This window comes from Achromobacter sp. AONIH1 (assembly GCF_002902905.1).
GTDB lineage: Bacteria > Pseudomonadota > Gammaproteobacteria > Burkholderiales > Burkholderiaceae_B > Achromobacter.
On the sequence record NZ_CP026124.1, the window covers coordinates 1,693,727 to 1,708,436 of the forward strand.

15 protein-coding genes and 1 pseudogene are annotated in these 14,710 nt (G+C 67.2%); 6 read left to right on the plus strand and 10 right to left on the minus strand.

Features of this window, described 5'->3' with window-relative positions; genetic code table 11:
- The first annotated feature begins 41 nt into the window (after positions 1-41).
- The 6 genes from C2U31_RS07795 to C2U31_RS07820 all read left to right on the plus strand — a co-directional run bounded on the left by C2U31_RS07795 (position 42) and on the right by C2U31_RS07820 (position 5,003).
- Positions 42-716 carry an RraA family protein gene (locus C2U31_RS07795; RefSeq protein ID WP_103272325.1) on the plus strand — a complete coding sequence of 225 codons (675 nt, stop codon included), beginning with the start codon at positions 42-44 and terminating at the stop codon, positions 714-716.
- The gene (locus C2U31_RS07800; protein WP_103272326.1) at positions 713-1,927 is read left to right on the plus strand and encodes an aminotransferase class I/II-fold pyridoxal phosphate-dependent enzyme; all 1,215 of its coding nucleotides are present in this window, start codon (positions 713-715) and stop codon (positions 1,925-1,927) included. Before C2U31_RS07795 ends, C2U31_RS07800 begins: the two co-directional genes overlap by 4 nt.
- 91 nt (positions 1,928-2,018) lie before the next feature.
- A complete protein-coding gene (locus tag C2U31_RS07805) occupies positions 2,019-2,846 on the plus strand; it encodes an ABC transporter substrate-binding protein (RefSeq protein WP_103272327.1) in 828 nt (275 codons plus the stop codon).
- A gap of 14 nt (positions 2,847-2,860) precedes the next feature.
- Positions 2,861-3,562, plus strand: a complete 702-nt coding sequence (locus C2U31_RS07810; RefSeq protein WP_103276305.1) for an amino acid ABC transporter permease — start codon at positions 2,861-2,863, stop codon at positions 3,560-3,562.
- A gap of 2 nt (positions 3,563-3,564) precedes the next feature.
- On the plus strand, positions 3,565-4,281 hold the full coding sequence (locus tag C2U31_RS07815) for an amino acid ABC transporter permease (protein ID WP_103272328.1): 717 nt from the start codon (positions 3,565-3,567) through the stop codon (positions 4,279-4,281).
- On the plus strand, positions 4,278-5,003 hold the full coding sequence (locus C2U31_RS07820) for an amino acid ABC transporter ATP-binding protein (RefSeq protein WP_103272329.1): 726 nt from the start codon (positions 4,278-4,280) through the stop codon (positions 5,001-5,003). Before C2U31_RS07815 ends, C2U31_RS07820 begins: the two co-directional genes overlap by 4 nt.
- Positions 5,004-5,048: 45 nt before the next feature.
- Here the strand turns inward: C2U31_RS07820 and C2U31_RS07825 are convergent, their stop codons facing one another.
- From C2U31_RS07825 to C2U31_RS07870, 10 genes and pseudogenes are all read right to left on the minus strand, one after another.
- Complete coding sequence (locus C2U31_RS07825) at positions 5,049-5,882, minus strand: symmetrical bis(5'-nucleosyl)-tetraphosphatase (protein WP_103272330.1); 834 nt, start codon at positions 5,880-5,882, stop codon at positions 5,049-5,051.
- Entirely contained in the window at positions 5,879-7,057 is a 1,179-nt protein-coding gene (gene lptG / locus C2U31_RS07830; RefSeq protein WP_103272331.1) for an LPS export ABC transporter permease LptG, read from the minus strand. Before lptG ends, C2U31_RS07825 begins: the two co-directional genes overlap by 4 nt.
- Before the next feature lie 147 nt (positions 7,058-7,204).
- Entirely contained in the window at positions 7,205-7,936 is a 732-nt protein-coding gene (gene mtgA / locus C2U31_RS07835) for a monofunctional biosynthetic peptidoglycan transglycosylase (RefSeq protein ID WP_103272332.1), read from the minus strand.
- A 4-nt stretch (positions 7,937-7,940) separates the two neighbouring features.
- Entirely contained in the window at positions 7,941-8,792 is an 852-nt protein-coding gene (gene aroE / locus C2U31_RS07840; RefSeq protein ID WP_103272333.1) for a shikimate dehydrogenase, read from the minus strand.
- Positions 8,789-9,688: a TonB family protein gene (locus tag C2U31_RS07845; protein WP_103272334.1), complete on the minus strand. Its 900-nt coding sequence runs from the start codon at positions 9,686-9,688 to the stop codon at positions 8,789-8,791. The genes aroE and C2U31_RS07845 overlap by 4 nt, the downstream gene beginning before the upstream one ends.
- Positions 9,689-9,775: 87 nt before the next feature.
- On the minus strand, positions 9,776-10,855 hold the full coding sequence (locus C2U31_RS07850) for an ABC transporter ATP-binding protein (RefSeq protein WP_103272335.1): 1,080 nt from the start codon (positions 10,853-10,855) through the stop codon (positions 9,776-9,778).
- Positions 10,848-12,626 (minus strand): iron ABC transporter permease, encoded by a 1,779-nt coding sequence (locus C2U31_RS07855; protein ID WP_103272336.1) that lies wholly within the window; start codon positions 12,624-12,626, stop codon positions 10,848-10,850. Before C2U31_RS07855 ends, C2U31_RS07850 begins: the two co-directional genes overlap by 8 nt.
- Before the next feature lie 137 nt (positions 12,627-12,763).
- Complete coding sequence (locus C2U31_RS07860) at positions 12,764-13,873, minus strand: ABC transporter substrate-binding protein (protein WP_103272337.1); 1,110 nt, start codon at positions 13,871-13,873, stop codon at positions 12,764-12,766.
- A 186-nt stretch (positions 13,874-14,059) separates the two neighbouring features.
- Entirely contained in the window at positions 14,060-14,341 is a 282-nt protein-coding gene (locus C2U31_RS07865) for a helix-turn-helix domain-containing protein (protein WP_103272338.1), read from the minus strand.
- A pseudogene (locus C2U31_RS07870) lies at positions 14,338-14,680 on the minus strand (type II toxin-antitoxin system RelE/ParE family toxin). Before C2U31_RS07870 ends, C2U31_RS07865 begins: the two are co-directional and overlap by 4 nt.
- Positions 14,681-14,710 lie beyond the last annotated feature (30 nt).

Genomic DNA, 14,710 nt, shown 5'->3' on the forward strand with positions numbered 1-14,710 from the left:
CGTCGGCGCCGGGTCAAGAACCAGGAATCACGCAGATCGTCATGAGCACATCCCTATCCGGCGCGCGCATCCTGCCGGCCCCCGTTGTCGCGCCGGCGGCCTTGCGCCAGGCCCTGGGCGCCATCGCCACGCCTCATCTGAGCGACAACCTGGCGCGGCGCGAAGGCATCTCGGGCCTGCGACGCTACAACCGCGACGGCAAGCTGGTGGGCACCGCGCTCACCGTCAAGACGCGTCCGGGCGACAACCTGATGATCTACAAGGCCATGATGATGGTCGAGCCTGGTCACGTGCTGGTGGTGGATGCGGGCGGTGATCTGTCCAACGCGGTATTGGGCGAGATCATGAAGCGTTACCTGCAACAGCACGGCTGCGCGGGTGTGATCGTGGATGGCGCCATTCGCGACGTACTGGCCTTCGAACTCGACGATTTTCCCTGCTATGCGCGCGGCCATATTCACCGTGGCCCCTACAAGGACGGCCCCGGCGAGGTCAATGTGCCGGTCAGCATCGGCGGGCAGGTGGTGAACCCCGGCGACATCGTGGTCGGTGACGAGGATGGGTTGGTCAGCTTCGCGCCGGAACAGGCCGAGGCCCTGATCATGGCGGCGCAGAGCCTGGCCGTGAAGGAAGAACGCATCATGGCCGAGATCGCCGGCGGCCAGCGCGCGCAGAGCTGGATGCAGGCCGCGTTTGCCGCGAAGGGGCTGGCATGAGCGCAAGCCAAGCATTCCTGGCGGATCGCGCCCGCGCCATCAAGCCTTCGCCCAGCATGGCGGCCAAGGCTCGCGTTGACCAACTGCGCGCGCAGGGCCGCGACATCGTCGACTTCACCGTGGGCGAGCCAGACCTGCCCACGCCCGCGCACATCGTGCGGGCAGGCATGGAGGCGCTGCGCGGCGGCGACATCCGCTATACGGCTTCGGTGGGGTCGCGGCCCTTGCTGGAGGCCATCCGCCTCAAGTTCCAGCGCGAGAATGGGTTGGACTTCGGGCTCGACGAGCTGATCGTCGGCGCCGGCGCCAAGCAGTTGATCCATACCGCGCTGTCGGCCACCGTGCAGGCGGGCGACGAGGTCATTATCCCCGCGCCTTATTGGGTTTCCTATCCCGACATGGTGCTGGTCAATGACGGTACGCCGGTGACGGTGCCATGCCCGGAGGTCGATGGTTTCAAGCTCACGCCACAGGCCCTGGAGCGCGCCATCACGCCGCGCAGCAAGTGGCTGCTGCTGAACACGCCCGGCAATCCGGCCGGCGCCATGTACGACGCCGACGAGCTGCGCGCGCTGGCGCGGGTGCTGGATCGCCATCCGCATGTGTGGCTGATGACTGATGAAATCTATGAGCACCTGGCCTATGGCGGCGCGCGCCACGTGTCGCCGGTCGCCGCCGCGCCGTCGCTGGCGGACCGAGCGCTGGTGATCAACGGTGTGTCCAAGTCTTATGCCATGACCGGCTGGAGGCTGGGCTACGCGGCCGGCCCCAAGATGCTGATCCAAGCCATGGCAGCGCTGATTTCGCAAAGCACCAGCTGCGTCAGCGCCGTGAGCCAGGCCGCGGCCCGCGTGGCGCTCACCGCCGACCAGGGCTGCGTGACCGAGATGGCGCGGCTTTACGGCGAACGCCGCGATCGCATCGTGGCCCTGCTCAATGCCGTGCCGGGGCTGCGCTGCCAGGCGCCGCAAGGCGCGTTCTATGTCTATCCTGCGGTCGAAGGTCTGCTGGGAAGGCGCGCGCCGGATGGGCGCGTGCTGGGCAGCGACCTGGACGTGGTCATGTATCTGCTCGACGTAGCGGGCGTGGCCGCGTTGGATGGCTCGGCCTATGGCCTGTCGCCCTACCTGCGGTTGAGCTTCGCCACGTCCATGGCGCAGATCGAAGAAGGCTGCCGTCGCATACATGAGGCTTGCGCACGGCTGTCCTGAGTCCCGCGCCATTCGTCTGTCCAGCGCCGCAATTATCCGCAACACCAGAACAGGCCTTGTGCCGCCTGCATCATCATCAAGGGGAACCCGCATGAAAAAAATGATCTCTTCCTGCCTGGCCGCCGTTGGCCTGGCCATTGTCACGCTGTCCGCCGCCCAGGCGGACACCCTGCAGGACATCAAGGCGCGCGGCAAGTTCATCTGCGGCACCATGGGCACGGCTGAACCATTCAGCTTCCAGGATCCGAAGACGCGCGCCGTGGTGGGCTACGAAGTGGATATCTGCAAGGCCGTGGCGGACAGCCTGGGCGTGCCGCTGGAACTCAAGCTCATCGCGGTCGAGGCGCGCATTCCGGAACTGATCGCCGGCCGCGTCGACGTGGTGGCGGCCAACCTGGGCTGGAGCCCTGAGCGTGCGCAGCAGATCGACTATTCGCATCAGCATTTCGTGAGTCTGCAGAAAGTGCTGGCGCGCGAGAAGGATCAGGAACTGAAGTCGCCCGCCGAACTGGCTGGCAAGCGCGTCAGCGCGGTGCGCGGCTCGTCCTCGGAGCAGGGCGCGCGCAAGTACATTCCCAATGTCGAACCGGTGACGTTCAAGGATCCCAGCGGCGCCTTCCTGGCCCTGCAGCAAGGCAAGGTCAGCGGCTTCGTCGGCTCCGAGCTGATGCTGGCGAAGCTGCGCCAGCAGGCCGCCAGCAGCGCGGTGCCGGTCAAGATCCTGGAGCCTGCCCTGTTCGTCGAGCCGTGGGGCGTGGGCGTGCGCAAGGGCGACGCGGCCATGCTGGGGCAGGTGAATCAGGTGCTGGACAAACTGGAGGCCTCCGGCGAAGCCACGCGGATCTTCGACAAATGGTTCGGCGTCGGCACGCCGTTCAACCTGAAGCGGGACTTCCGCATCGAGTCCATCAAGGGTTGAGCTGGCGCATCGCCATGCACTACGTCTTTGATTTCGGCGCCATCTTCCAGGGCGAGTATCCGGACTGGCTGCTCAGGGGGTTCCTGACCACCCTGGCGCTGGCCGCGCTCGCCTGGAGCCTGGCTTTTCTGGTCGGCAGCCTGCTGGCCGTGCTCCGGTTGACGGGCTGGCCGATGGCCAATGCGCTGATCGCGGCCCACATCGCGTTCCATCGCAATGTGCCGATGCTGGTGCACATCCTGTTCTGGTACTTCGGGGTGCCCGCCCTGTTGCCGCAGGCCGTGGCCGATTGGCTCAACAGTCACGGCAGCGAATTCATCCTGTCCTGCGTGGCGATCGGCCTGGTGATGTCGGCCTATGTCTGTGAAGACCTGCGCAGCGCGGTACGCGCGATCCCGCCGGGCCAGGTCGAGGCCGCGCGCGCGCTGGGGCTGGGCTACCTTCAGACCATGCGCAAGGTGGTCCTGCCGCAGGCGTTCCGCATCGCACTGCCCCCGCTGCTGAACCAGACCCTGCTGCTGGTGAAGAACACCAGCTTGGCCATGGCCATCGGCGTGACCGAGCTGACGGCGGCAGGGCGGGAGATCGAGAACGGCACCTTCCGCACCTTCGAGGCCTACGCGGTGGTGACGGCGATCTACCTGGCGCTGTCGTTCCTCATCATGGGCGGGGGCGCGGCGTTGCAGCGTCGCTATCGTCCGCTGGGGGCGCGCTGACCATGTGGGACATCCTGAAAGACAACTGGCTGCTGCTGTTGATCGGGCAATATCCGCACGGGCCGCTGGGCGGGCTGGCCGCGACGCTGGGCCTGGCGGCCATCAGCCTGGTCCTGGCGCTGCCTTGCGGCGTGCTGCTGGCGCTGGGGCGCATCAGTCCGTGGCGCTGCTTGCGCTGGCCGGCGACCGCCGTGGTGCAGCTGGTGCGCGGCCTGCCGCTATTGATGTTCATTTTCTGGGCGTATTTCTTCGTGCCGATCGTCATCGGCCGACCGGTGGCCGGCACCACCACCATGGTGGTGGCGCTGGTCTGCTATGAAAGCGCCTATCTGGCCGAGATCATCCGCGCCGGCATCCAGGCGCTGCCGTCGGGGCAGCAGGAGGCGGGCCGCGCGCTGGGGTTGTCATACCTGCAGACCATGCGCCGCGTGATCCTGCCGCAGGCGCTCTACAACATGTTGCCGAGCATGTTGAGCCAGTTCGTCTCCACGGTGAAGGAGACGTCACTGGCCTACGTGATCAGCGTGCAGGAGCTGACCTATGCCGCGAACCAGGTCAACAGCGTGCTGCTGACCAAGCCCTTCGAGGTATTCGCGCTGCTGGCGCTGACCTATTTCATCCTGAATTTCGGCCTGAGTTCATTGGTCCGGCTGGTCGAGCTGCGCATCGGCCGGCGCCGCGCGGGGCTCGTGCCAGTCTCTAGAACGGTGTCCGCATGATCCGGTTTTTCCAGGTGCAGAAGTGGTATGGCGCTTATCAGGCGCTGGCCGATGTGAGCGCGCAGGTGCGTCGCGGCGAAGTGGTTGTGGTTTGCGGCCCATCGGGTTCGGGCAAGTCCACGCTGATCCGCACGGTCAACCGGCTCGAACCGATCCAGCAGGGACGGATCGAAGTGGACGGCAAGGATATCCACGGCGCCGACCAGCGGCTGGATGCGTTGCGCAGCCATATCGGCTTTGTATTCCAGCAGTTCAACCTGTTCCCGCACCTGTCTGTCATGGACAACCTGACGCTGGCGCCGCTGATGCTCAAACGCGCCCGCCGTGGCGAAGCGCGCGAGCGCGGCATGGCGCTGCTGGAACGCGTCGGCCTGGCGCACAAGGCCGACGCCTATCCCGCGCAGTTGTCCGGCGGCCAGCAGCAGCGCGTGGCGATCGCCCGGGCGCTGGCCATGAATCCGCCGGTGATGCTGTTCGATGAACCGACCAGCGCGTTGGATCCCGAGATGGTGGGAGAGGTGTTGCAGGTGATGAAAGGGCTGGCCCGCGACGGCATGACCATGGTGTGCGTGACGCACGAAATGGGTTTCGCGCGCGAGGTGGCTGACACGGTCTGGTTCATGGACGAGGGACGTATCGTCGAGACGGCCGAGCCGGAGCGCTTCTTCACCGCGCCGGAATCGGACCGGGCGCGTCGTTTCCTGGCCGAGATCCGGCGCTAGGGTGTCTTGCGGCACAAGCCGGCGTCGAGAGGCGCCGGCCCGGGTTCAGTCCGAATTCGGATCCTGGAAGCGCGAGCACTTCACCTGCACCAGCTTGCGGTCCTGCAGGCGCAGCGCGGTCAGCGCGCCGCCCCAGACGCAGCCGGTGTCCAGGCAGATCACGTCGGGGCGCAGCAGCAGGCCCAGCGTGGACCAATGGCCGAATACGGTGGTGACGTCGCGCGTGGCGCGATTGGGCACGTCGAACCAGGGCATCAGGTTGGGCGGCCAGGCGCCGGGCGCGACCTTGGTGGCGAATTCCATGTGGCCGTTGGGCGTGCACAGGCGGATGCGGGTCAGCGCGTTGATGATGACGCGCATGCGCTTGCCGCCCGTGTGGTCTTCCTTCCAGGTGGCCGGTTCGTTGCCGTACATCTTCTGCAGCGCCTTCTGCCAGTTCGGCCCGCGCAGCGCGTCCTGAACCTCGCCGGCCAGCGCCAGGGTCTTGGCCACGTCCCATTTCGCCAGCGTGCCGGCGTGGACCATCAGGTGGTTCTGCTCGAAATGCGCGAGCGGGCGAAAGCGTAGCCAGTCGATCAAGGCGGCGGCGTCGGGCGCGCGGAGGATGTCCTCCAGCGTGTCGGACTTGGACGGCTTGCGCACGCCGGCGGCCGCGGCCAGCAGGTGCAGGTCGTGGTTGCCGAGCACGGCGGTGACGCGGTCGCCCAGGTCGATGATGCGGCGCAGGGTGGCCAGCGAATCCGGGCCGCGATTGACCAGGTCACCGGCGAACCAGAGGCGCGAGTGCGGATCGCCCGCCAGCTCGGGATGGGACAGCAAGCGATCCAGCGGCGAGCAGCAACCCTGCACGTCGCCGATCATCCAGATACTGCCGTTCATGCGGGACTCTTGCTCCAGGGCCAGCGTTGTTGGAAGAACCGCGCCAAGGCGTGGCGGTATTCCATGTAGGACATGGCGCCGAAGGCGAGGATCATGGCCCCGATGTTCGGGCCCAAGGCGGTCAGCCAGGGCGGCCACTTGCCCAACATGCCCACGTTCAACGCCAGCTGGTTCAGCATGAAGAAGCCCACACCCAGCAGGATGCCGATGAAGACTTTCGCGCCCACGCCGCCCCGGCGCGTCTGCATCAGGCCGATGGGGGCGGCGATGGTGATCATGACCAGCAGCGTGAACGGATACGCCAGTTTGCGCCACAGGGCCACGACCTGTCGACCATATTGAAGCTGGTTGTTGCGCAAATAATCCACATAGTCGAGCAGCGTCACGATGGACATGCGCTCGGGCGTCAGCACGCGGGCGATCAGGCGCTCGGCGCTCAGCGTGGTGTCGATGGTGCGCTCGGGCACCTTGACCACGGCGGCCGGCGGATTCTTGGGGGGGCGGGCGTTGGCCAGCGCGTCGGCGGCCTCGTCGTCCAGGCGGGTCTCGGACACGTCCTTGAGCACCAGGTCGCCATGGGAGAACACGCCGACGGGCGCCGTCGACAGCACCGACAGCGTCAGGTTCTTCTTGAACTCGTACAGCGTGATGTTGGCCACCTGGCCATCGCCCTTCAGGTCGCCGATGTTGATGATGCGGGTGCCGCCGTTGGCGGTGGGTTCCTTGAACCAGTAGCCGCTGTTCAGGCGGTCGCCGCCCGCCTTGCCGCGCAGGGCCAGGTTGGCTTCGCCGGATTTCATCTCGGCCCAGGGCGTGACGTATTCGGACAGCAGCGCCGCGCCGATCATCAGCGGAATGGTGACGATCCACAGCATGCGCAGCAGGCGCATGCCGCTGACGCCGGACACACGCAGGATCACCAGTTCGTTGCGCTGCGCCAGTCCGGCCAGCGCCAGGATGGCGCCGATCAGCAGGCCGATGGGCAGCAGGTCGTACAGGCGGGTGGGAAGGGCCAGCGCCTGCATGTAGAGCAGCGCCATCATCGTGAACTTCTCGCCCACGTTGTCCAGGTCGTCCACCATCGCGAAGAACGTGAAAAGGCCCAGCAGGGCCAAAAGGACCACAGCGCAGGAGCGATAGATTTCGCGGGCCAGGTAGCGACGGGCGGTACGCATGAAAAAGGACGGTCTGAGAAAAGCGCGTAAACGTGAAAGCTTAACAAATCCGGCCGCCCGGCATGGGGGGCGGCGCCGGAAATATTTTTTGCCGGGAGTTTCGGGGAGAGGGGCGGGCGGGTTCGCCTCGGCGGGGGCGGGTCCTGTTCAGGGAATATCGACCATCTGCATGCGGCGGGTCAGCACGCCGACGCGCGAGTTCAGATAGTTGGAGTTGCGGTTGCGGTCGTAGAAGCGCGGGTTGGGGAGCATGGCGGCCAGGCGGGCCGACTGGCTGGCGCCCAGGCCGGCGGCGGAGGTGTTGAAATAGTGCTTCGCGGCCGCTTCGGCGCCGAACACGCCCACGCCCCATTCGGCCACGTTCAGATACAACTCCAGGATCCGTTCCTTGCTCATGACGTGTTCAATCATGTAGGTCAGGACCAGTTCCTGACCCTTGCGCACATAGCTGCGCGAACTCGACAGGAACAGGTTCTTGGCCAACTGCTGGGTGATGGTGGAGCCGCCGCGCATTTTGCTGCGCCCGGCTTCTTCCTGCTTCTGGTTGTATTCCCAGGCCTTGCGGATGGCCTCCCATTCCACGCCGTCATGCTCGGTGAAATTCGAGTCCTCGGCCGCCACGACCGCCCGCTTCAGGGAGTTGCTGATCTTGTCGTAGGGCACCCATTCATGCTGCAGGCGGAAGTCGGCGTGGCCTTCGCTGAGCCGCGCGTACTCCTCGCGCATCACCGCGCTGGCGCCGGGGTTCTGGTACTTGTACCAGACCACCAGGCCGAACAGCCAGAACTGGTACAGCAGCACGGCGCAGACCAGCGCCATCATCACGCCGGTGATGATCCGGAACCAGGACCTGCGGCCCTTGCCGGCGCGGCCCGCCATGCCTTCAGCGTCCCGCCGCCAGATCGGCGCGCAGCGCCGCCAGCACGGGCTCGGGATCGGGCCGCAGGCCGTGCCAGATATGGAAGCTCTCGGCCGCCTGGCCCACCAGCATGCCCAGGCCGTCCGCCGTGCGCGCGGCGCCGTCGGCCCCGGCCTGCTTCATGAAGGCGGTGGGTGCGGCGCCGTACATCATGTCGTAGGCCAGCGCGCCGGGGGCATACAGGCCGCCGGGCAGGTCGGGGGCGGCATCGGCCAGCCCGCTGGCGGTGGCATTGATGACCGCGTCCCAGCCGCCGGGCGTTGCAGCCTCGGCGAGCGTGCCGGCCGTGACCTGGACTGGCAGGCCGGCCCCGCTGGCGCGCCAGGCCTCGGCCAGTTCGAGCGCGCGGGCGGCGGTGCGGTTGACGATATGGATGCGGGCGCAGCCGGCCTGCGCCAGCGGCTGCAGAACGCCGCGGGCTGCGCCGCCCGCGCCGACCAGCAGCACGCGGGCGCCGTCCAGGCGCAGGCCCAGGCGCAGCAGGTCCGACACCAGGCCCACGCCGTCGGTGTTGCAGCCGTGCCAGGCGCCGTTGCGCCAGGACAGCGTGTTGACGGCGCCGGCCAGCCTGGCGCGGTCGGACAGGTTGCCCGCCGCCAGCGCGCAGGCCTCCTGCTTGAAGGGCACCGTCACGTTCAGGCCCAGTCCGCCTTCGGCGACGAAGGCGGTCGTCGCCGCCACGAAACCGTCCAGCGGCGCCAGCAGCCGGTCATAGCGCAGCGCCCGGCCGGTCTGGCGGGCGAACATGGCATGGATCTGCGGGGAGCGGCTGTGGGCGATCGGGTTGCCGATCACGGCGTAGCGGGCCTCGGTCATGGGGCTTGGGTTTCCAGGGTGTCGTTGACGAAGTGCCAGCTGCGCGTGATGACCAGCACGTCGGTGTCGCGCGCGATCTCGGGCGGGAAGGGCGGGAACGGCGCGGCCAGCTGCACGATGCGCCGCGCGGCCTGGTTCAGCACCGCGTGCGGGGACGGCTCGTCGATCTCGACGTCGGCGATGCTGCCGTCGGCGCGGACCGACACGGTCAGGCGCAGCGAGCCGTAGATGCGTCCGCGCGCCTCGTCCGGGTAGTGCTGGGTGCCCACGGCCTCCACCCGGGTGCGCCAGGCGTCCAGGTAGGCGGCGTAGCGTGAGGCTTCGGCCGAGGGCGCCACGAACTGCTTGCGCGGTTCCGCGCTGTACTGCTGCACGCGGGCGGCCAGGGCGGCCACCTGGGAATTCTGGATCACGCTGGCCTGCTCCTCGGCGTCGCGGCCATGGTCGGCGCCGTCTGGCCAGGGATTGACGGCCTGGCGCTCGGCGCCGGCCTTGTCGCGGGCCTGCAGCTGGGTCATCAGGCGGGCCTGTTCGGCCTCGAGCTGGACCTGGCGCTTGCGCATGGCTTCCAGCACGATGGTCTCGGCCGAGGCGCCGGTCTGGGGCAGCGGGGTGGTGGCCAGGCCGCGGTCGGCGTTGCCGCCGCCGCTCATCTGATTCTGGGCCTGGGCGCGAGGCGTTTCGGGCGGGGTTTCGCTGCGGGCGTTCAGCAGCAGCACTTCCAGGCTGGGCGAGGCGGGCTTGCTCAGGGCGGGCGCGCCAAGGCGCCACGCCAGCGCGCCGGCGTGCACCAACAGCGAGATCGCCAGGCCGATGCGCAGGTAGTGCTGGGCGGGCGCGCCCAGCCACCGCAGGAAACGGCTCGGCGGGGAGGGGGAATCAGCAAGGCTTTGCACGCAGGCATTGTAAGCCCGGCGCAGCTTACCGCCGTGTGTCAGGGACGGACGCCGCCACGGGCGGCGGCGTCTGCCTGGGCGGGCCGATTACTGATTGGGGAACACCCACACGTGCCGGGCCGGCAGGGCCAGGCGGCAGGCGCCGGGCTCGCGGCCCTCGGCGCCGTAGGCGCGCAGCGCCAGGGCGGCCGGATCGGCCTGTGCGCCGCGGAACACGTACTCCCAGCGGTCGCCCAGGTACATGCTGGTCACCAGCGGCAGTTCCAGGTGATTGCCGTCGGGATCGTCCGCCAGGCGCACCTGTTCCACCCGGATCACGGCGGTGGCGTCCTGGCCGGCGGTCAGTCCGGGCGCGGCCTTGCCCCACAGCGCCCAGCCGGCGCCCTCGATGCGGGCCTGGCCGTCGCGCAGTTCGGCGACCTTGCCGCTCAGGCGGTTGTTGCTGCCCATGAACTCGGCGGTGAACAACGTGTTGGGCGAGCCGTACATTTCCTGGGGCGTGCCCTGCTGCTCGATCTTGCCGTTGTTCAACAGCAGGATGCGGTCGGAGATGGCCATGGCCTCGCTCTGGTCGTGCGTGACCATCAGCGCCGACAGGCCCAGGCGCACGATCAGCTCGCGCAGGAAGGCGCGGGCCTCTTCGCGCAGCTTGGCGTCCAGGTTGGACAGCGGTTCGTCCAGCAGGATCACGGGCGGGCTGTACACCAGCGCGCGGCCGATGGCCACGCGCTGCTGCTGGCCGCCGGACAGCTGGTGGGGATGGCGCTGGCCGAGCTTGCCCAGGCCGAGCTGGTCCAGCACGGCCTGCACGCGTTCGCGCACCTCGGCTTGCGGCGTCTTGCGCAGCTTGAGCGGGTAGGCGACGTTGTCGAACACGGTCTTGTGCGGCCACAGCGCATAGGACTGGAACACCAGGCCCAGGTTGCGCTCCTCGGCCGGGATCTCGCGGCGCGCGGCGCCGTCGTAGACCACGCGATCGCCGATGGTGATGCGGCCGCGCTTGGGGCCTTCCAGGCCGGCGACGGCGCGCAGCAGCGTGGTCTTGCCGCTGCCGGACGGGCCCAGCAGGGACACCACTTCGCCCTGGCGCAATTGCATCGACACGCCCTTGAGCACCGGGTTGTCGCCGTAGTCCAGGTGCAGGTCTTCAACAGAAAGCTCAATCATGAAGTTTGACTCCGAATCGCAGGGCGATGCCCAGGCCGATGACGACCAGAACGATATTGATGAAGGAAAGCGCGGCCACGATGTCGATGGCGCCGGAGGCCCACAAGGACACCAGCATGGAGCCGATGGTCTCGGTGCCGGGCGACAACAGGTAGACGCCGGTGGAGTATTCGCGCTCGAAGATCAGGAACATCAGCAGCCAGGAGCCGATCAGGCCGTACTTGGCCAGCGGCACGGTCACGTGGCGTGTGACCTGGCCGCGACGCGCGCCGGCGCTGCGGGCGGCCTCTTCCAGCTCGGGGCCCACTTGCAGCAGCGTCGACGAGATCAGCCGCAGGCCATAGGCCATCCAGACCACGGTGTAGGCCAGCCACACGCTGAAGATGGTGCTGCGCATGGAACGCAGCCACTCGATGAAGTTCTCGCGCAGCCATTCGGCGAAGGGCAGCCCCGACAGCCAGCCGCCGAGGTCGGCGTCCAGCGCGTTGTCCAGCCACATCGGCACGAACAGGAACACCCACAGGAAGGCCAGGCCGGCCAGCAGGCCGGGCACCGCGCGCGGCACCAGCACGCTGTAGTCCATGAAGCGCGTGACGTTGTCCGGCTTGCGGTGCATGGCCAGGCCCACGAAGGTGTAGCAGAACACGGCCAGCGCGCCGCCGAACACGCCGATGGCGACCGAGTTGACGATGGCGCGCATCAGGTTGGGCTGCGAGAACACCGTGCGGAATGCATCCAGCGACAGCACGTCCAGCAGCGACACGCCCATGCCCCAGTTCGATACGAAGGCGCGCAGCAGCACGCCCAGCAGCGGCACCACGATGGTGACCAGCAGCCAGAACGCGACGACCGCGCCGGCCACCCAGCGCCACTTGCCCAGCGGCAGCGGGCGCGCGCGCGAGGCCTTGCCCTTGACGGTGACGAAACGGTTGGCGGTGCGCATCAGGCGGCGCTGCAGCATGACCAGCGGAATGGTCATGCAGATCAGCACCACGGCCACGGCCGCCATCAGGTGGTAGGACGGGATCCCGAGCTTGTTGGTCAGCTTGTACAGGTAGGTCGCCAGCACCAGGTTGCCTTCGGGGTCGCCCAGCACCAGCACCAGGCCGAACACCTCCAGGCCCAGGAAGAACAGCAGCACCGTGGCGTACAGCATGGCCGGCCGCACCATCGGCAGGCTGACCGAGACCATCACGCGCAGCGGCGAGGCGCCGGACACGCGGGCGGCTTCCTCGACGTCCGAGCCCATGCTGCGCAGCGCCGACGAGATGTACAGGTAGGCGTGCGGTACGTGGGTCAGGCCGGCGATGATGACGATGCTGGTGAGCGAATAGACGTTCCAGGGCACGAAGCCCAGCAGGCTCTGCGCCCAGGTCGAGAAGAAGCCGACCGGGCCGGCGGCCACCACGTAGCCGAAGCCCAGCACCATGGGCGACACGAAGATCGGCACCAGGATCAGCGGCTCGATCCAGCGTCGGCCCGGCAGGTCGGTGCGGATCATCAGGAAGGCCAGCATGCCTCCCAGCGGAATGGCGATGGCGGCCAGGCCGAAGGCCAGGATGAAGCCGCTCTTGAGCGCCTTGTAGAAATCGGAATCCGCGAAGATGAAGCGGAACGCGTCCAGGCTGAAGACCTTGGACGGCGAGAAGAAGGGCGCGGACAGAAAGCTCTGGATGATGATGAACGACAGCGGCACGTAGATGGCCAGGGCCGTGATCAGCACCACCACGCCGCGCGGCAGGGACTGCCATTTTCTGCGCAATGACTGCATGGGGAAATCCTGTGTTCGGGGTACGCGGGCCGCGCCGCCGGCGGGGCGGGCGTGGCGGCGGGGCAGGGGCGGCGGGTCGCCGCCCGACGCGTGTCAGGCGCTGCCGGGACGGCGCTCGCGTCCCGGCGGCGGCAGGCTTACTTGCCGGCCGCGGCGCGCCACTGCTTGATGAATTCCAGGCGCTTGTTCTGCTCCAGGTAGTCCAGCAGCGTTTCGTTGACCGGGATCGGCTTGAGCGAGGCGCCCAGCTTCTTGGTCATGCCGTCGACGTCGTTGTCGCCGGGGATGTCGTCGCGCACCGAGGCCAGGTCGGCCTGGTTGGCGATGATGTCCTGGCCCTTCTGCGACAGCATGTAGTCCATCCACAGCTTGGCGGCGTTGCGGTTCTTGGCCTTCTTGCTGATGAAGGCCACGCGCGACAGCACCAGCGCGTAGTCGGTCGGGTAGGCGATGCCCAGCGACGGATCGTTCTTGGCGCGGGTCTCGGCGTACGAACCCAGGATGTTGTAGCCGATCAGGTTCTCGCCCGAGGACACGCGTTCCATCATGGTGCCGGTGGACGACTGCACGATCAGGCCGCCCTTGGCGATGTCCTTGAGCGTGTCGAAGTACTTGGGATCATTGGCCTTGTCCTGCACGGCCAGCATGAAGCCCACGGCCGACTTCTCGATGTCGTAGGTGGTGACCTTGTTCTTGAACTTGTCCGGCTGGCTGGCGATCAGCTTGGCCAGTGCGCCGTGCGTGGTGGGCACTTCAGCGGCCGGGATCAGGCGCTTGTTGTAGATGAACACGGCCGGCTCGAAGGTCGTGCCGTAGGCCGAATCCTTCCACACGGCCCAGGCCGGCAGCTTGCCGATCTCGGGCGACTTGTACTGCATCGCGTAGTCGGTGGCCAGCTTCAGCGCCGAGTCCATCGACGAGCTCCAGACGATGTCGCCGCTGCTGCCGCCGGCGGCCTGCTCGCTGATGTAGCGGTTGTACAGCTCGGTGCTGTTCATGTCGTTGTATTCGACCTTCACGTCCGGGTACAACGCCTCGAAGCCCTTGATGATGGGGCCGGCGGCCTTGGTGTCGGTGGTCGAATAGATGATGACCTTGCCTTCCTTCTTCGCGCCGTCCAGGATCTTCTGGTAGTCGGCGGGATACCCGGCCGGCACCTGTTGCGCGTAGGCGCTGCCGGCGGCGAGGACGAAGGTGGCGGCGAGCAGGGCGGCGCGCGGCGCCGCCAGTTTGGACTGGGCAAGCATGGGTGTCGTCTCCAGAGGGATGTTGTACGAGCGGACTCTCGGTCCGGCTTGCGGGCATCTTAGGAGGCGGCGTCTGTCGGCGTCCTGTCATGGGACGATGGGGTGGATCGGGGGAAACCCTGAGAATGCGGCTGTTGTGCGCCTGTCTGCGGCGCCGTGCCTTGCGGCGTGGCCGCCCGCGGGCTCCTAGGCCGCTTCCAGTACCCGCATTTCGATGTGCATGCCGGCGGCGGCAATCATGTTCACCAGGGCATCCAGCCCGAACAGGTTGATCTTGCCGCGCATCAGGTCGGAGACGCGAGGCTGCGTGACGCCGAAAATCTGCGCAGCCTGCGCCTGGCTCAGTGCGTTGCGCTCGATGTGACGCTTCAGCGCCATCATCAGGACCGAGCGCAGTTTCATGTTCTCGGCGACTTCAGCGGTGTCTTCGAGCGCATCCCAGACGCTGTCGAATCGTTGGTTGCTCATGATCCTGGTTCCTTCAGTAGATCGCGATAGCGGCGCGCCGCGAGATCCTGGTCAGCCTGGCCGGTCTTCTGGGTTTTCTTTTGGAAGCAATGCAGCACGTATACGGCGGCTGGCAGGCGCGCGAGGTAAATGATGCGGAACGCGCCGGAAGCGTCACGTATCCGGATTTCCTGCACGTCCGGGCCGATGATGGTGAACGGCTTCCAGTCGTCAGGGTTCAAGCCATGTTGTACCTACCCGGTCGAGCTGATAACCCGCCTGGCGCTTTGCTGGCAGGGGAAAGGCGCGTAGGTCTTCAAGGGCGCTGCCGCAGAACACGATGGGCTTGGGATCGGTCACATTGAAAATATATAAAATCTTATATATTCT